Below are 18,282 nucleotides of genomic sequence, written 5' to 3'. Positions count from 1 at the left end.
GTTCCCCCACCGGGACCGCCCGCGGGCGGCGACGACGCCGGGGTTGTCAGCGGTGTCTGGTCGAATAGGACCTCCAGCACCCCCGCCCGCCCGGGCCCGACCGCAGGGACGCACCGCACCGCATGTACCGCCTCGTCCGCTCCGCCACCCCGCTCGCCGAGGGCGCCGCCGCCGCGCCGCCGCGGCTCGACGCCGCCCAGCAGGCCGTCGTCGACCACCCCGGCGGGCCGCTCCTGGTCCTGGCCGGGCCGGGCACCGGCAAGACGACGACGCTGGTCGAGTCGGTGGTGGCCCGGATCGAGCAGCGGGGCGTGACGCCGGACAGCATCCTCGTGCTGACGTTCTCCCGCCGCGCGGCGGCCGACCTGCGGACGCGGATCGCGGCCCGGCTGGGCCGGACCGTCGTCACGCCGATGGCCATGACGTTCCACGCCTTCTGCTACGCCCTCGTCCGCCGCTTCGGCGAGCGGCTGGGGGCCGAGAACGACACGGCCGCCACCTCCGGCGCGTCCGCGCCCGTGCGGCTGCTGACCGGCCCCGAGCAGGACTTCCGCGTCCGCGAGACGCTGCAGGGGAGCCTGGAGACCTCCCGCGCCGACTGGCCCGACAGCCTGGCCCGCGCGTTCCCCACCCGCGCCTTCGCCAGCGAGGTCCGCGCCGTGCTGGCCAAGGCCCGGCAGCTGGGGATGGACCCCGACGACGTCATCGCCGCCGGCCGGGCGGCCGGCCGCGCCGAGTGGGTGAGCATCGGGGAGTTCTTCGAGGAGTACCTCGACGTGATGGACGCCGAGGGCGTCCTCGACTACGCCGAGCTGGTGCACCGCAGCCGCATCCTGCTCACCGACCCCGAGGTGGTCGCGACGCTGCGCCGCGAGATCGGCTGCGTCTACGTCGACGAGTACCAGGACACCGACCCGGCCCAGGTCCGGCTGCTGCAGACCATCGCCGGCTCCGGGGCCGACGTCGTCGTGGTGGGGGACCCCGACCAGTCGATCTACGCCTTCCGGGGCGCCGAGGCTCGCGGCATCCTCGACTTCCCCGACCTCTTCCGCACCCGCGACGGCGCCCCGGCCCCGGTGCTCGCCCTCCAGCAGACCCGGCGCTTCGGCCCGGCCCTGCTGGCCGCCAGCCGCAGCGTCGCCAGCCGGCTCGGCATCCCGCGGTCGCTGCCGCCCGACGTCTACCAGGCCTTCCGGCACCCGAGCCCCGACCCGACGCGGCCCCGCGGCCGCGTCGAGGTGCTGACCTGCACCAGCGCGGGCGCCGAGGCCGAGCACATCGCCGAGATCCTGCGCGCCGCCCACCTGCGCGACGGCATCCCCTGGGAGGAGATGGCGGTGCTGGTCCGCTCGGGCCGCGCCAGCATCCCGCCGCTGGCCCGGGCGCTCGTCTCGGCCGGGGTGCCCGTCGAGGTGGCCGGCGACGAGATCCCGCTGGCCGCCGACCCGGCCGTCCGGCCGCTGCTGCTCGCGCTGCAGGTGGCCACCCGCAGCCGCGTGCTCGGGCCTGAGGAGGCGCAGCTGCTGCTGACCTCCCCGCTCGGCGGCCTGGACGCCATGGCCACCCGACGGCTGGGCCGCGCCCTGCGGCAGGCCGAGCGCGCCGAGCTGGCCGGGACCGCGATGCCCCGGCCCTCGGCCGAGCTGCTGGCGCTGGGCCTGCGCCAGCCCGAGCTGCTGGCCGAGTGCGACGGCGGTGCCGACGCCGAGGCGGCCGGCGCGCTGGCCGACCTGCTGCGCCGCTGCGAGCGCGCCGTCGCCGCGGGCAGCACCGCCGAGGAGGTGCTCTGGCTGCTCTGGTCGCGCACCGGCTGGCCCGCCCGGCTGCGCCGCGAGTCGGCCTACGGCGGCGACACCGGTCGCCGGGCCAACCGCGACCTGGACGCGGTGTGCGCCCTGTTCGAGATCGCCGCGCGCAGCGAGGAGGTCGCCGGCCTGCGCGGGGTGACCGGCTTCCTGGCCGAGGTCGAGGGCCAGCAGATCCCCGCCGACACCCTGCGCGAGTCCGAGCTGCGCGGCGGCGGCGTGCGGGTGCTGACGGCCCACCGCTCCAAGGGCCTGGAGTGGGAGCTGGTCGTCGTCGCCGGCGTCCAGGAGGGCACCTGGCCCGACGTCCGCCGCCGGGGCTCGCTGCTGGAGGCCGACCGGCTGGGCCGCCGCGGCGTCTCCGAGGCCGTGCCCACCGCGCAGCGGATCGCCGAGGAGCGACGGCTGTTCTACGTCGCCTGCACCCGCGCCCGCAGGCGGCTGGTCGTCACCGCCGTCGCGGGCACCGAGGGGGAGGGCGACCAGCCCTCCCGCTTCCTGCCCGAGCTCGGCGTCACCGTGCAGCTGCTGCCCGGCCGGCCCCGCCGTCCGCTCTCGCTGGCCGCCCTGGTCGGGGAGCTGCGCCGGGTCAGCGTCGACGCCGAGGCGCCGCCGCCGCTCCGCGAGCAGGCCGCCCTCCGGCTGGCCCGGCTCGCCGACGCGACCGGCGCCGACGGCCGCCCGCTGGTGCCCTCCGCGGCGCCGACGGCGTGGTGGGGGATGCGCGAGCTCAGCGACGCGCCGGCGCCGGTCGTCGCACCCGGTGCCGCCGTCCGGCTCTCGGGCAGCCAGCTCGGCAACGTGCTCGCCTGCCCGCGGCAGTGGTTCCTGGCCCGGCAGGCGCACGGCGAGCCGGTCCGGAACACGGCGGCCAGCTTCGGCTCGCTGGTGCACGTGCTGGCCGAGCACGGGGCGCAGACCGATGACCCCGAGGAGCTCGCCGGCCACCTCGACGCGGTCTGGAACCAGCTGGACTTCGACGCCAACTGGCTCTCGGCCGTCGAGCGGGTGGAGGCCGAGTCGGCGCTGGAGCGGTTCGCCGCCTGGCAGGCCGGCCGCCCCGGCCAGGAGCTGCTGGGCACCGAGGTGCCGTTCACCTGCGACGTGGAGCTGGGCGACGAGCGCGTCCACCTCACCGGCACCGCCGACCGGGTCGAGCGCGACCCCGACGGCCGGATCCGGATCGTCGACTTCAAGACCTCCCGGGCCGCCCCCGGTGCCGCCGACGTCGCCCTCCAGGACCAGCTGGGCGTCTACCAGCTGGCCGTCGCCGCGGACGCGTTCGCCGAGGTCGCCGGCCCGGGCGCCCGCCCGGCGGGGGCCGAGCTCGTCTACCTGCGGCTGGCCGACGGCACCACCGGCCACCCGAAGGTGTTCCAGCAGGCCTCCCTCGACGACGTCCCCTTCCCGGTCGGCCTGCCCGAGACCGACGACCCCGCGGACGCGGCGGTGCAGCCCACCTGGGTGCACCGCCGGCTCGCCGAGGCGGCGTCGGTGATCCGCTCCGAGCGCTTCGAGGCCCGGATCGGCGCCGCCTGCCGCTACTGCCCCTTCCGCGGCAGCTGCCCCACCCAGTCCGCGGGCCAGCAGGTGGTCGCGTGAGCGTCCACCTGCTGACCCCGCCCGCCCCGACCCGTCGGCTGCGGGACACCGACGACCTCGTCGACGCCCTGGGGATCGCCTTCTCCGAGCAGCAGCTCGACGCCATCACCGCCCCGCTCGAGCCCGGCGTCATCATCGCCGGCGCCGGCTCGGGCAAGACGACGGTGATGGCAGCCCGGGTGGTCTGGTTGGTGGGCACCGGCGCCGTTCGGCCCGAGGAGGTGCTGGGGCTCACCTTCACCCGCAAGGCCGCCGCCGAGCTGTCGGCCCGCGTCCGCGCCGCGCTGCTCAAGGCCGGCGTCGTGTCCGACCGCGGCGTCGACGAGTCCGGCGAGCAGCTGGTGATGACCTACGACGCCTTCGCCGCCCGGCTGGTCTCCGAGCACGGCCTGCGGCTGGGCTACGAGGCCGACCCGACGATGGTCAGCGGGGCGACCCGCTACCGGCTCGCGTCACGGGTGGTCAAGGCCGCGGCGGGGCCGTTCGAGTTCCTGTCCCGGCTGCGGCCCGCGTCGGTGACCGAGCGGGTGCTCAAGCTGGACGCCGAGCTGCAGTCGCACCTCGTCGCCGCCGAGGCCCTCGACGCCCAGGCCCGGGAGATGCTGCTGGGCTGGGAGTCGGCGCCGCCGAACCGCTACGGCAACGTCTACGCCGACGTGAAGAAGGCCGTCATCGCCGCCCAGGAGCGGCTGGAGCTGGCGAGCCTGGTGCTGGACTACCAGGAGCTGAAGCGCCGGCTCGGGCTGGTCGAGTTCGCCGACCAGATGGCCATCGCGGCGCGGCTGGCCGAGGAGGTGCCGCAGGTCTCCGCGACGCTGCGGGCCGCCTTCAGGGTCGTGCTGCTCGACGAGTACCAGGACACCTCCGCCGCGCAGGCCATCACGCTGCGGCACCTGTTCTCGGGGCCGGTGCCCTCGCTGGGCCTGGGGCACCCGGTCACCGCCGTCGGCGACCCGTTCCAGGCCATCTACGGCTGGCGCGGGGCGGCGGCCAGCAACATCCTCGGCTTCGCCCGCGACTTCCCGCGCGCCGACTTCAGCCCCAGCCGCCGGTTCGCGCTCACGGTCAACCGTCGCAGCGGCCAGACGATCCTGGACGTCGCCAACGAGCTCAGCCGCCCGCTCCGCTCGACGACGCTGCCCGGCACGGCCGACGACGCCGCGCAGGAGGGGCTGGGCCTGCTGCACGCCCCCGAGGGGACCGCGCCCGGCACCGTCCGCGCGGCGACCTTCGACACCTGGCCGGAGGAGGTGCGCTGGATCGGGGACCAGATCGTCGCCGCGCACACCGGCGGGCAGGCCCCGCACTGGGCCGACATCGCCGTGCTCACCCGGCGCAACGCCGACATCGCCCCGCTGTACGCCGAGCTGAGCGCCCGCGACGTGCCGGTGGAGATCGTCGGCCTCGGCGGGCTGCTGCACCTGCCCGAGGTGGTCGACGTGACAGCCACCCTGCGGCTGGTCGCCGACGTCACCGCCAACCCCGACCTCATCCGGCTGCTCACCGGGCCGCGCTGGCAGGTCGGCCCCCGCGACCTCGCCCTGCTGGGCCGCCGGGCCCGCGACCTGGCCCGCGGCGGCGACCCGCGCCGGGCCGACGACGCCGCTGACGCGGGCGCCCCGCCCGACGTCGTCGCGGCGCTGTCCGACGCTGTGGCCGGGGTCGACCCGACGGAGGTCGTCAGCCTCCTCGACGCGCTGGAGAGCCCGGGGGAGGAGCCGTACTCGGCCGCGGCCCGGGAGCGGTTCGCCCGGCTCGCGGCCGAGCTGGCCTACCTGCGCCGGCACAGCGACGAGCCGCTGCTGGACCTCACCCGGCGGATCGTGGTGACGCTCGGCCTCGACGTCGAGCTGGTCGCCACCCGGGAGTTCGAGCAGAGCAACCGCCGCGACCAGCTGGGCGCCTTCCTCGACGCCGTGGCCGACTACGTCGACGTCGACGGCGAGGCCTCGCTGACGGGGCTGCTGGCCTACTTCCAGGCCGAGATCGACCAGGGCGCCGGGCTGGAGCAGGCCGTCCCGTCCGACCGCGAGGCCGTGAAGCTGCTGACGGTGCACAAGGCCAAGGGCCTGGAGTGGGAGGTCGTCTTCCTGCCCGCGCTGATGAAGGGCGTCTTCCCCAGCGACCGGGTCACCGACAACTGGGTGACCAACCCGGCCGTGCTGCCCGCGGAGCTGCGCGGCGACGCGGACGCGATCCCGCACCTGGAGGAGGCCTCCAACGCGGGCCTGGCCGCCTACAAGGCCGAGCTCACCCGCCAGCAGCTGCTGGCCGAGGACCGGCTGGCCTACGTCGCCGCCACCCGCGCGCGGCAGCTGCTGGTCGGCACCGGGCACTACTGGCGGGCCGACCTGAGCAAGCCGCGCACGCCGTCGGTGTACCTGCGGGCGATCCTCGACGAGGCCGGCCGCCAGGGCGAGGTGGTGGCCGAGGCGACGCCGTCGGGTCCCGACAACCCGCTGGTCACCGCGGCCGCCCCGCAGCCGTGGCCCAAGCCGCTGGACCCCGACGCCTGGGCGCGCCGGCAGACGGCGGCCGGGCACGTCGAGGAGGCCCGCCGGCGGCAGGCCCGCACCGGCAGCTACGAGCCCGCGGGCGGGGCCGAGCAGCTGCTGCTGGACGCCGAGGAGGTGGTGGCCGGCTGGGACTCCGACATCGACAAGCTGCTGGCCGAGCTGGCGGCGTCCCGCTCCGGCGAGCAGGGGGTCGTGCTGCCCGAGACGCTCTCGGCCACGGCTGTCCTCCGGATGACCGCCGACCCCGACGGCTACGCGGCCGACCTCGCGCGGCCGATGCCCCGGCCGCCGTCGCGGGCGGCCCGGTTCGGCACCCGCTTCCACTCCTGGGTCGAGCACTACTTCGGCCCGCGGCTGGGCCACGGCGGGCTCGGCCAGCAGCAGCTGGTGGACCCCGACGACCTGCCGGACCGCGTCGACGGCGGGACCGAGGACGAGACCGAGCTGCGCGAGCTGTGCGAGGCCTTCGTCGCCGGCCGGTTCGGGGCCTCGGCCCCGTACGCCGTCGAGGCGCCGTTCAGCCTGCTGCTCGCCGGCCGGCTGGTCCGCGGCCGGATCGACGCCGTCTACCGGCTGCCCGACGCCGCCGACGGCCGCGCCCGCTGGCAGGTCGTGGACTGGAAGACCAGCCGGCTCGACGACGCCGACCCGCTGCAGCTCGCGCTCTACCGGCTCGCCTGGGCCGAGGTGCAGCAGGTGCCGCTCGCGCAGGTGGACGCCGTCTTCTACCACGTGCGCTCCGACCAGCTGGTGCGCCCGCAGGGGCTGGGGGACCGGTCCGCCCTCGAGGCGCTGCTGCTGGACCGGGGCTGAGGCCCGGCTGCCTGCGGCCCGGGTTCCGGGTCCGGGCGGCGGGCCTGCCGTCGGCCGCACCGGTCGCGCCCTCGGTGGCCCCTCCGGGCGCCCCGGCACGGGTGCGCGCGGCGCCGGCCGGGTCGCCTAGGCTGAGCCGGTGACGACCTGGGTGACCGCGAGCGACCTCGACCGCGTCGACCACCACCGGCGCTCCACCGAGTGGGTCGCCGGTCTGTGGCGGGCGCCGGACGCGAAGCTGCTCAAGCTCAGCGCCGACGGCAAGTTCACCACCCGCGCCGACGGCACCCGGCTGCGGATGGTCAAGCCGTTCGTCGACTTCGACAGCCAGCGCCACCGCCTGCTGGGGCTGCTGCACGGCGCCCCCGTCTTCGCCGTCGAGGCGCTGACCGAGGGCGAGGTGCACGACCTCCGCGAGGTGGGCGGCGTGCTCAGCGAGGCCGAGCTCGACATCGCCGCCGCGGCGACCGCCGTGCTCAACTGGCACCGGCTCGAGTCGCTGTGCCCGCGTTGTGGCGGCCCCACCGCCGTCATCAACGGCGGCTTCGCCCGGCACTGCGAGGCGTGCGGGGAGGACCACTTCCCGCGCACCGACCCGGCCGTCATCGTCGCCGTCGTCGACGAGGACGACCGGCTGCTGCTGGGCGGCCAGGCGCACTGGGGCAACCGCGTCTCGGTGCTCGCCGGGTTCGTCGAGGCGGGGGAGTCGGCCGAGCAGGCCATCCACCGCGAGATCGCCGAGGAGGTCGACGTGGCCCTCGACGAGCTGCACTACTTCGGCAGCCAGCCCTGGCCCTTCCCGCGCTCGCTGATGCTCGGCTACTTCGCCCGTGCGACCAGCACCACCATCAACGTCGACACCGACGAGATCAGCCACGCCGCCTGGTACACCCGCGACGAGCTGACCGCCGCCCTCGACGCCGGCCGGCTGGGTCTGCCCGGGGCCAGCTCCATCGCCTCCCGGCTGATCGCCACCTGGCGCGAGGGGCAGGACCCCTTCAGCAAGCGCTGACCGCGCCGCCCCCCGCGCGGTCCTGACCCGAGCGGCGCCCGACGCCGAGCTCCGGACCCGGCCGGTCGCCCGGCGACGGGTGCTGGGGCGTTTCACCCGATCGCAACCTGACGGCGTCCCCGTCGCAACACGGGCTGCCTACGGTGCTGCTGCTGGCCACCCACGCGCAGGGAGCACCCATGACCGCCACCGCCGCAGCCCCGTCCACCGCCCCGCCCGCCGGGCGCCACCCCGTCGACGAGGTCCCCCCGCTCCGCCGGCTCGCCCCGCTCGGCCTGCAGCACGTGCTCGCGATGTACGCCGGCGCGGTGGCCGTGCCGCTCATCGTCGGCGGGGCGCTGGTGCAGGCCGGTCGGCTGGACGCCTCCGACATCCCCTACCTGATCAGCGCCGACCTGCTGGTCGCCGGGATCGCCACCCTCATCCAGTCGCTGGGCTTCTGGCGCTTCGGCGTCCGGCTGCCGCTGATGCAGGGCTGCACGTTCGCGGCGGTCTCGCCGATGATCGCCATCGGCAGCGAGTACGGCGTCACCGCGATCTACGGGTCGGTGATCGCCAGCGGGGTCTTCATGATGGCGCTGGCGCCGGTGTTCGCGAAGCTGCTCCGCTTCTTCCCCCCGCTGGTCACCGGGACGGTCATCCTCGTCATCGGCCTCAGCCTGATGCCGGTGGCCGCCGGCTGGGCGGGCGGTGGCACCGGCAGCGACGACTTCGGCGCGCCGGCGAACCTCGGGTTCGCGGCGTTCACCCTGGCGGTGATCATCCTCATCGAGCGCTTCGGACCGCCCGCGGTCAAGCGGCTCTCGATCCTCGCCGGGCTGCTCGTCGGCACCCTCGTCGCCGTGCCCTTCGGGCTGGCGGACTTCAGCGCCGTCGGCGAGGAGGCCTGGTTCGGCGTCAGCACCCCGTTCCACTTCGGGCTGCCGACGTTCCAGATCAGCGCGATCATCGCCATGTGCGTCGTCGCGCTGGTGATCATGACCGAGACGACGGGGGACATGCTGGCCATCGGCGAGATCGTCGACAAGCCGGTCGCGCCGCGCCAGCTCGCCGACGGCCTCCGCGCGGACGGGCTCTCGACGGTGCTGGGCGGGGTGTTCAACACGTTCCCCTACACGGCGTTCGCCCAGAACGTCGGGCTGGTCTCGATGACCCGGGTGAGGTCCCGCTACGTCGCCACCTTCGCGGGCGGGGTGCTGGTGGTGCTGGGGCTGGTGCCCAAGCTCGGCGGGGCGGTCGAGGGGATCCCGCTGCCGGTGCTCGGCGGCGCCGGCGTCGCGCTCTTCGGGATGGTCGCGGCCAGCGGGGTGCGCACCCTGACGAAGGTCCGCTTCAACAACACGAACATCCTCGTCGTCGCGGTCGCGGTGGGCGTCGGCCTGCTGCCGACCGTGGCGTCGTCGATCTTCGACCAGTTCCCTACCTGGTTCCAGATCATCTTCCACTCCGGCATCTCGGCCGGCGCGATCACCGCGATCCTGCTGAACCTCCTGCTCAACTCCGACCGGCTGCAGGCCGAGCTGGCCGACGACCCGGAGCTGGCCCCGCACGACGCCGTCCGCGGCCCGGCCGCCGACCCGTCGCGGCACGGGGCCGACGCCACGCCGACGACGGCCGCGCTGCCGCCCGAGCGCTCCTGACCGAGGGCTCGCGGACCGCACCGGACCGGGCCCAGGGGTCCCGGTGACAGGTCGGGGTCGGGGTCGGGGCCGGCTCAGCCGGCGAGCCGGAGCCGCAGCCCGCTCGCCCGCAGGGCCGGCCGGCGGACCGCCTGCCGGACCGCCTCCTCGGTGCCCAGCACGAGCACCCGCTCCGTCGCCCGGGTGACGGCGGTGTAGAGCAGCTCGCGGGTCAGCAGCGGCGACGCCGGCGGCGGGACCACGAAGCTGACCCGGGTGAACTGGCTGCCCTGGGCGCGGTGCACCGTCATCGCGTGCACGGTCTGCACCGCGTCCAGCCGGACGGGCGCGACCAGCGACGGCTCGGCGCCGCGGGCGAAGGCGGCCCGCACGCCCTGCGGGGTCGAGACCACCACGCCGGTGTCGCCGTTGTAGAGGCCCATCTCGTAGTCGTTCGCGGTGACCAGCAGCGGCCGGCCCAGGTACCACTCGCCGTCCTCGCCGTAGCCGGGCACCGCCTCGACCAGCCAGCGCTCGGCCTCCAGGCTCCACCGGGTGACGCCGTAAGGACCGCGCCGGTGGGCGCAGAGCAGGCGGTGCTGGTCCAGCGCGGCCAGCGCTTCGCCGACCTGCCCGGCCTCGGCGGCCGCGCGGGCCGCCCGGCCCGCCCCGCGGACGGCGTCGGCCAGCTCGGCGAGGTCCTCGGGACCGGGGACCCGGCCGGTCTCGGGGTCCAGCTCCAGCTCGCAGAAGCCGACGTCGGGCGCCCCGGAGCGCAGCACCGCGACCACCGCGTCGTCGTCGCTGGCCCGGATGGCGCGGGCCAGCTCCTCGATGGAGCCGCCGAAGCGCCACGGCCGGGTGAGCTGCACGACGCCGTGCACGGGCGGCGGCTCGTCGGCCACCCCGGGCAGCCCGAGCGCGGCCAGCTCCTCGCCCAGCGGGGCGGACGGCTCACCCGGGGCCCGGGCGACGTCGGCCAGGACCGCCCCGGCCTCGACCGACGAGAGCTGGTCGGGGTCCCCGACCAGCACCAGCCGGGCGTCGGGCCGGACGGCCTCCAGCAGCCGGGCCATCATCGTCAGCGAGACCATCGACATCTCGTCGACGATGACGACGTCGTGCGGCAGGTGGTTGGTGGCGTCGTGGCGGAACCGGCTGCGGCTGCCCGGCTGCCAGCCCAGCAGCCGGTGCAGGGTGGACGCGCTGACGTCGCCGACCCGGGCTCGGTCCTCGGGCCCCAGCCCGGCGGTGGCCGAGCGGACGGCCTCCTCGAGCCGGGCCGCCGCCTTGCCGGTGGGGGCCGCCAGCGCGATCCTCGGCTCGGGTCCGGGCTGGTCGCGCAGCAGGGCCAGCAGCCGGGCCACCGTCGTCGTCTTGCCCGTGCCCGGGCCGCCGGCCAGCACCGTGACGCGGCTGAGCAGGCTGACCGCGGCCGCCTCCTGCTGCCGGTCGACCTCGCCCGCGGCCAGCCCCTCGCGCGGGAAGAGCCGCTCGAGGGCGGCGCGGGCGCGCTCGACGTCCACGGCGTAGCCCTCTCCGCTGAACCGCCTCTGGAGCTGCTGGCGGACCAGCTCCTCCTGCTGCCAGTAGCGCTCCAGGTAGAGCTGCCCGTCGTGCCAGCGCAGCGGCCGGCTGCCGTCACCCCCGCCGCCGACGGACACCAGGGGGCTGGCCCGGCACGCCTCGGCCCACGCGTCGGGCTCGGGCCAGGGCAGCCCGGTGAGGTCGACCTGCTCCTCCGCCTCGTCGAAGACGGTGCTGCTGACCCCGGCCAGGTCGACGCAGACCGAGCCGTTGCGCAGCGCCCGGACGGCGAGCGCGAGCGCCAGCTGGACCCGCTCGTCGGGCTCACCGGCCATCCGGGCGACGGCGCGGGCGGTGTGCACGTCCGCCGGGCGCAGCACGCCGGCCGTGTTGAAGGTGCCCAGCAGGCCGCGGGCGTGCCGGACCAGCGCCGGGTCGCCCGGGCTCGGCGCCGGCGGCACCACGGGCCGGGCGGTGGCGGCGGGGTCGGTCGTCGTGCTCACCGGTGCTCCTCGGGGTCGCGGCCGTCCAGCAGGTCGGAGAGGTCGGTGACCAGCGCGGCGGGCGGGCGCCAGCTGAAGACGCCGCAGGGGACGCCGTCGACCTGGGGGGTGTCCTCCCCGGCCATCCCGCGGACGAACAGGTACAGCACCCCGCCGAGGTGGGTCTCCGGGTCGTAGCCCGGCTGGCGCCAGCGCAGCAGCCGGTGCACGGCCACGCCGTACAGCAGCGCCTGCAGCGGGTAGTGCGCCGCCATCATCGCCTCGGCCAGCCGGGGCGGGGCGTAGTCGCCGACCGTCAGCGGCCGGCCGTCGAAGCTGCCCAGCCAGTTCGTCTTGTAGTCCACGACGAGGTAGCGGGGCATCCCGGCCTCGTCGGGCACCCGCAGGACGGCGTCGATGCTGCCGTTGAGGTAGCCCCGCAGCGGCTGCTCGGCCAGCGTCGGATGCTCCAGCAGCTCGGCGTAGCGGCGCAGCGGGTCGCCGGCGGCGAGGTGGCGCCGGACCAGCGGCGCCAGCCGGCCCACCGTCGTCTCGCTCCGGGCGTCGTCCCCACCGGCCAGCGGCATCTCGAAGGCCAGCTCGGGCAGCCGGTCGCGGGGCGGGATGTCGGCCAGCCGCCGGCCGCCGGCCAGCGGACCCAGCGGGGTCTGGAAGGAGGGCAGCAGCGCGGCGGCCAGGGACTCCACGCCCAGCCCGGTGCTGCCGGCGCGGCCGAGCGCCAGCCCCGTCGCCCGCCGCAGCTCGGCGGCGAGGTCGGGGGCCGTCGGGTCGACCTCCTCGAAGACGCTGTGCACCGCGGTGCCGAAGTCGACCCCGCTGGGCAGGTCACCCATCGGGGAGCGGGCGGCGAACGGTCCACCGGCGACCGCCGACCCGCTGCCCACGTCCTCGGGGGTGCCCACGGCCGGCGCGGCCTCGTCGTCCTCGTGCAGCGGCTCGGCCTCGCTGCCCACGGCCGGGACGGCCAGCTCGACGCCGTGCACGGCGGCGGTGAGCGCGGAGTAGGAGGTGCGCCGCCAGCGCAGGTCCAGCGGACGGCCGAAGTCGCGCACCTCCATGGCGGGCGGGTCGCTCCGGTCGGGCCGCCACGGCGTCGCGGGCCGGGCCTCCAGCGGCTCGACGACGACGCCCGGCCCGAGCCCGGGCACGCTGCCCGGGTCACCGGACAGCGGGTAGGTGGCCGCGGGCACCGCGCCCTCGGTGCGGCCGCGGTAGAGGTACCGCTGGAGGGCCGAGCCCGGCGTGTTGTGCGACGGCGCCCACCACGCGACGACCTGGCAGCGGGCCCGGGTGAGCGCGACGTAGAGCAGCCGGAGGCTCTCCCCGGCGTCCTCCTCCAGCGCGGCGCGGAAGCGCTCGGCGCGCCCGGTGCCGGAGCGGCCGCCGACGTCGAGCACGGCGCTGCCGTCCTCGTGCAGGGCGACCGTGCGGCCCTCGTCCCGACCGTTCACGTGCCGGTCCCAGCCGTCGGGCAGGTAGACCAGCGGGTACTCCAGCCCCTTGCTGCGGTGCACGGTGACGACGGTGACGGCCTCGGCGTCGGTCTCGAGCCGGCGGCTGCCGTCGCCGGCCTGCCGGGCGCGGGCCTCGGCCACCCGGTCCTGCAGCCAGGCCCGCAGCGCGCCGACGCCCAGCGGCCCGGCCACCATCGCGGCGTGCAGCGCCTCGGCCAGGTGCCGCAGGTCGGTGAGCCGGCGCTCGCCGCCGACGGTGCCCAGCAGCCGCTCGGGCAGGCCGGTGTCGGCCGTCAGCGTCTCCATCAGCGCGGCCACGCCGCGGCCGGCCAGCACCCGGCTCCACCAGCGGACGCGCTGCGCGAGGTCGGTCAGCTGGTCCTCGGTGGCCTGGGCCAGCTGGGCGAACGTCCAGCCGACGAACGGGGTGAGGGCGGCCCGCCGCGCCAGCTGCTGGCGCGGCTGCTCCAGGGCGGTGAGCAGCGTCAGCCACTCCTGCGCCATCGGGGAGGTGAACACCGAGCCGGCCCCGAGCATGACGGCGGGGACGCCGGCGGCCACCAGGGCCTCCCGCACCTCCTCGCCGCGGTCGTTCGTGCGGACCAGGACGGCGATGTCGGCCGGCTGCACCGGCCGCCAGCCGCGGCCGTCGAGGTGCAGGGTCGAGCCGCCCGCCAGGGTCGCGGTGACGTCGGCCACGAGGTCGGCGAGGATGACCGGCCGCAGCTCACCCACCAGCGGCGGCTCGTCGGCGTCGGGCTCGTGCGGTCGCACCCGCAGCCGCAGCGGCGGGGGCGCCGTGCCGTCGGGTCCGCGCAGCCGCCGCTCGGCGTGGTGCGCCGCCACCGGCCGGACGACGATCCGCGGGTCACCGAGGGCCGCGCCCCCGGTCAGCGCCCCGAGCGCCTCCACCAGGGCCGCGTCGCTGCGCCAGTTGGTGGCGAGGGTGGCCACCGTCCCGGCCTCCTCGCGGGCGTCGAGGTAGCTGAACACGTCGGCCCCGCGGAAGGCGTAGATGGCCTGCTTCGGGTCTCCGATGAGGATCAGCGTCGCGTGGCCGTGGAACGCCCGGCGCAGGATGTCCCACTGCACCGGGTCGGTGTCCTGGAACTCGTCGACCATGACGACGCGGTAGCGGTCGCGCAGCCGCGCGGCGGCGGCCTCGCCCCAGCGCGGGTCGGCGAGGGCGTCGCGCAGCCGGGTGAGCATGTCGTCGTAGGTGAAGAGCCGACCGGCCAGCTTGCGCCGCTCGACCTCGGCCCGGACCTCGGTGGCGAACCCGACCCGCTCGGCGGCGTCGGTCGCCTCGTCGGGGTCGCCGGGGGCGGGCACCAGCCGGGCGTGCACGGCGCCGACGGCCCGCTGCGCCACCCCGAGCGCCTCCTCGAAGGTGCTGAAGGGCGCCCGGCCGCCGGTCGCGTAGCGGCGCAGGTAGACGTCGCTGGTCACCTCGCGGACCAGGTCGCCGAGGTGCTCGACGAAGACGGCCTGCGGCTCGCGGTCGCCGAGCACGCCGAGCCCGTCCAGCATCTGCAGGCAGAACTCGTGGGTGGTGGCGATGGTGGCGGCGTCGAACTCGGCCAGCGCCCGGGCGACCCGGGCCCGGCGGACCTCGAGCTCGTGGGTGGTGCCGTCGCAGAGCAGTGCGCCGACCTCGTCGACCGGCGGCAGCGGGAGCCCCCGGGCGGCGGCCCGGAGCGCCGCCTCGGTGGCGACCAGCCGCTCCCGCACGCGCAGCCGCAGCTCCAGGCTGGCGTTGCGGCCGAAGGTGACCAGCATGAGGTCGTCGAGCTCGACGACGCCCTCGGCCAGGTACCGGGCGGTGAGGGCCGCGATGGTGAAGGTCTTGCCGGTGCCCGCGCTGGCCTCCAGGACCGTGGTGCCGGTGGGCAGCGGACCGCGGACGTCGAAGGGCTCGAGGTCGTCGGCCGTCGGCGCGGGCGGGGCGGTGACGGTGCTCACCCGAGCTCCTCGTTGCTGATCAGGGGGTGGAAGACGCGTCGGGCCAGGGTGCCGAAGCGGCTGGGCTCGGCGAGGCTGCCGCGCTCCTCGGTGCTGCGCGACGGCTCGGCCAGCAGCGCGTCCAGCCCGGTCGGGCCGTGGCCGCCGGGCGGCGGGTCGAAGAAGCGGGCGTACAGGTCGTCGCCCTCATCGCGCCACACGCCACGGAGCAGCTTCATCCGCGGGGCCAGCGGACGGTCGGCGAACCGGATCAGGGCGTACTCGGCCGACGTCTTGGCCGCGAAGGGCAACGGCTCGGCCAGCCCGGTGCGCTGCAGCTCGACGAGGTCGGCCAGCACCCGGGCGGCCCAGCCCGGGTCGAGGGGGCCGAGCACCGACCGCCCCCGCCGGGCGACGCTGACCGCCCGCCAGGGCCGGCCCGGCCGGAGCGCGGTGAGGGCGAGCAGCTCCACCCACGCCTGCAGCCGGTGCCGGGCGCTCAGCCGGGAGTAGCTGACCTGCACCACGTCGTCGCCGTGCACGCCGGTGACGGTGCCCACCAGCAGCCGGTCGCCGAGCCGGCCGGCCAGCTCGACCCGCTGCGGCCCCTCGCCCAGGTAGGGCTCGGCCGCGGCCCGGACCTCGGCCACCTGGGCGGTGACGTCGTCGAGGACGCGCGAGCCGAAGGCCCGGGGCGGCAGGTCGCCGCGGCGCCACTCGGCCGCGCGCAGCACGTCGAGCTCGACGCCCTGCAGGTGCAGGCCGAGCATCCGCTCGCCGACCACCCAGCGCTGCAGGCCGTCGAGGTCCGCCGGGATCTCGGGGTCGGGCGGCTCGTCCTCGCCGTACAGGGAGACGGCGGCCCGGGCCCGCAGCAACCCCCGCAGCGGGTGCCGGAAGAACCGGGTCAGCTCGGCCAGCTCGACGGGCCCCTCGTCCGGCAGGGCCGGCAGCGGGGCCCGCGCGAAGACGACCGGCGGCTCGGACCGCTCGCGCAGCGACGCCCGCGCCCCGCGCAGGGCGGCGGTGTCGAAGCTGAACGCCCGCCGCGCGGCGGGCTCGAGGCCGCCGCGGGCGAAGTTGGCGGGGTCGAACGGCTGCAGCCGGTGCCGCACGGTGACGTGCGCGGACGGCGGCCGGCCGTCGTCGGTCCGGACCGCGAGGTCGACGGCGTCCACCAGCTCCTTGACGGGCACCGCGGGCGGGATGTCGACCCCGGTGCGCGGGTCCATCCCGGCGAACACGACGACGAGGTGCTCCTGCGCCGCCAGCACGGCGTCGAGCAGCAGCTGCCGGTCCTCGCTGCGCGGGTCGGGATCGCCCACCCGCGGGTCGACGGCGGTGACGTCGTCCCCGTCCAGCCGGCCCCGGCGGGGGAAGACGCCGTCGTCCACCCCGAGCAGGCAGACGACGCGGTGCGGCACCGACCGCATCGGGTGCATCGTGCAGAGGGTGAGCGTCCCGGTGCGGAAGTTGCTGCGGCCCGGCCGTCCGCGGAAGGCCTCGGCCAGCAGGGCGTTGACCTCGGCGAGCGTGAGCACGGCCATGCTCTCCTCGCCGGCGGTCTCGGTGAGCCGGCCCAGCTCGGCCTGGGCGTGCGCGACCTGCCAGGTGTCGGCGGGGGTGACGGCGGTCAGCAGCTCCAGCGCGTCGCGGAACAGGGCCACCCAGCCGGCCAGCGGCTGCGGCTCGCGGCAGCGGTCGGTCACCTCGCCGAGCCGGGCCACCAGCTCGGCCAGCCGGCCCACGAGGTCGACGTCGGCGGAGTCGACGTCGTCCAGCGGCAGCGCGGTGCCGAGGAAGTGCTGGCCGGTCTCGTCCATGGCGACCCCGAGCAGCAGGCGGTCCAGCCCGGCGCTCCAGGTGTTCTGGCCGAAGCCGGCCATCCCGAAGGAGGCGCGGTGCCCGGCGTCGAGGCCCCAGCGGACCCCGGACCGGGCGACGAGGTCGCGCAGCCGCTCCAGGTCGTCACCGGTGAAGCCGAACCGGCGGGCCACCGGCGGGGTGGAGCAGAGGTCGAGCAGGGCGGCGGACTCCATCCGCGAGCCGGCCATCTCCACCAGCCGGCTGAGCACGGACAGCAGCGGGTTGACCTGGCGCAGCGAGCGGTCGGCCAGCCGGACGCGGAGCCGGTGGCCCGGGTGCTCGGCGGTGGCCTCGTCGGTGTCGAGCCCGAACGTCGCCGCCACCAGCGGGGCGAAGGTCTCGATGTCGGGGCACATGACGAGGATGTCGCGCGGCTCGAGGGTCGGGTCGTCGGCGAGCAGCCCCACCAGGACCTCGCGGAGCACCTCGACCTGCCGGTCGGGGCCGTGCGAGTGGTGCAGCCGGACGCTGCGGTCGTCGGGGGCGAGCGCGGGGCGGTCGGCCTCCTCGGCCGGCGGCTGGTTGGCCGCGATGCCGCGCTGGAGGTGCTGGAGCAGCCGGGGTGACGGCGTCGCGGACGTCGGCGCGGCGTGGTGGTGGTCCTCCAGCGGCACGCCCGCGGCCTGCAGCACCAGCTGCAGCTCCCGGACGTCGCGGCCGAGGTAGGCCAGCAGCCGGTGCCGGGCCGCGCCGTCGCTGCGGTCCTCGGCCCGGCGGGGGAGGTCGTGGTGGGCCGGCGCGGCGGCGAGGGACGCCCAGAGGTCGGGTGAGGGGTGGGGGAGCCACAGGTGCACGTCACGGCCGGCGGACAGCGCGGCGAGCACGGCGACGTGCTGCGGCTCCAGCCGGGTGGCGCCGAACACCGAGACCCGCTCGGGCAGGTCGCTGAGGGCCGGGTCGGCGGCCAGGGCGGTGGTGCCCGCGGCCACCCGCTCGGCCGGGCTGGGGGCGTCGAGCTCGGTGCGCAGCCGGCGCCACAGCTCGGCCTGCCAGGCGCGGTCGGGGGGGAGCGGGCGGCCCTCGCCGTCGACGTCGCGCCCGGCGGCCCAGGCCTGGACCATGGCGGGCCGGGCGGCGGCGTAGTGCGCGAAGAGCCCGGCCAGCTGCCGGGCCGTGGACCAGCGCCGGCCCCGCCGGCCGGCGTCCGCCCCCGACGCGGCGTCGGGCGCCTCCGGCTCCGGGCTGCGCGGATCGGCGCCCGGCCGGTCGCCGAGGTAGCTCCACAGGACAGCGGCCCAGGCCTCCCCCCGGGCCTCGTCGAGCACGCGCAGCAGCGGCCAGACGGCGCGCTGCGGCCGCCAGGGGTCCTCCAGCCGCTGCGTCGCCGGCGTGCCGAGCGCGCGCTCGACGAGCCGGGGCAGCGGGGGGAAGTCCACGCCGGCGCAGACGCCGTCGCCGCCGGACGGGCCGACGCCGAGGCGACCGGCGAGCCGCTGGGCCAGCCAGCGCTCGACGCCGGGGGTGGGGACGCTGACGACCTCGGTGGCGAAGGGGTCGGGCAGGGGGTCGGCGAGCAGCGCGCCCAGCGCGGCGACCAGGTGGTCGGCGCGCTCGGCGCGGTGGATCTGCAGGCTCATGGTCTGCACACCCTAGGACGCCGGGCTGACAGTTCCGGCCGCGGCGA

General features: G+C 76.9%; 7 protein-coding genes. 4 read left to right on the top strand and 3 right to left on the bottom strand.

What is annotated here, in order from left to right; all coding sequences use genetic code 11:
• The first annotated feature begins 122 nt into the window (after positions 1-122).
• From JOF54_RS03300 to JOF54_RS03285, 4 genes are all read left to right on the top strand, one after another.
• Positions 123-3,407, top strand: a complete 3,285-nt coding sequence (locus tag JOF54_RS03300) for an ATP-dependent helicase (RefSeq protein WP_210052963.1) — start codon at positions 123-125, stop codon at positions 3,405-3,407.
• Positions 3,404-6,736 (top strand): ATP-dependent helicase, encoded by a 3,333-nt coding sequence (locus JOF54_RS03295; RefSeq protein ID WP_307803787.1) that lies wholly within the window; start codon positions 3,404-3,406, stop codon positions 6,734-6,736. Before JOF54_RS03300 ends, JOF54_RS03295 begins: the two co-directional genes overlap by 4 nt.
• Before the next feature lie 139 nt (positions 6,737-6,875).
• Positions 6,876-7,748, top strand: a complete 873-nt coding sequence (gene nudC / locus JOF54_RS03290) for an NAD(+) diphosphatase (protein WP_210052961.1) — start codon at positions 6,876-6,878, stop codon at positions 7,746-7,748.
• Between the two features lie 179 nt (positions 7,749-7,927).
• Entirely contained in the window at positions 7,928-9,388 is a 1,461-nt protein-coding gene (locus JOF54_RS03285; RefSeq protein WP_210052959.1) for a nucleobase:cation symporter-2 family protein, read from the top strand.
• A 74-nt stretch (positions 9,389-9,462) separates the two neighbouring features.
• Here JOF54_RS03285 and recD read toward each other — a convergent pair whose 3' ends face one another.
• From recD to recC, 3 genes are read right to left on the bottom strand one after another with little or no spacing between them, the layout of a single operon-like run.
• Positions 9,463-11,397, bottom strand: a complete 1,935-nt coding sequence (gene recD / locus JOF54_RS03280) for an exodeoxyribonuclease V subunit alpha (protein WP_307803786.1) — start codon at positions 11,395-11,397, stop codon at positions 9,463-9,465.
• On the bottom strand, positions 11,394-14,813 hold the full coding sequence (locus tag JOF54_RS03275; protein ID WP_210052957.1) for a UvrD-helicase domain-containing protein: 3,420 nt from the start codon (positions 14,811-14,813) through the stop codon (positions 11,394-11,396). Before JOF54_RS03275 ends, recD begins: the two co-directional genes overlap by 4 nt.
• Complete coding sequence (gene recC / locus JOF54_RS03270; RefSeq protein ID WP_210052955.1) at positions 14,810-18,235, bottom strand: exodeoxyribonuclease V subunit gamma; 3,426 nt, start codon at positions 18,233-18,235, stop codon at positions 14,810-14,812. The genes JOF54_RS03275 and recC overlap by 4 nt, the downstream gene beginning before the upstream one ends.
• Between the last annotated feature and the right edge of the window lie 47 nt (positions 18,236-18,282).

This window comes from Microlunatus capsulatus (assembly GCF_017876495.1).
In the GTDB taxonomy this organism is placed as follows: Bacteria; Actinomycetota; Actinomycetes; order Propionibacteriales; family Propionibacteriaceae; genus Microlunatus; species Microlunatus capsulatus.
Note: the sequence above shows the minus strand (reverse complement) of the source record. Positions and strands in the feature narration are given on the sequence as shown.

What these genes read in the sequence shown, in the direction of transcription:
- JOF54_RS03300 (WP_210052963.1), top strand. Translation starts at nt 123, where the DNA reads ATGTACCGCCTCGTCCGCTCCGCCACCCCGCTCGCCGAGGGCGCCGCC.
- JOF54_RS03285 (WP_210052959.1), top strand. Translation starts at nt 7,928, where the DNA reads ATGACCGCCACCGCCGCAGCCCCGTCCACCGCCCCGCCCGCCGGGCGC.
- recC (WP_210052955.1), bottom strand. Translation starts at nt 18,235, where the DNA reads ATGAGCCTGCAGATCCACCGCGCCGAGCGCGCCGACCACCTGGTCGCC.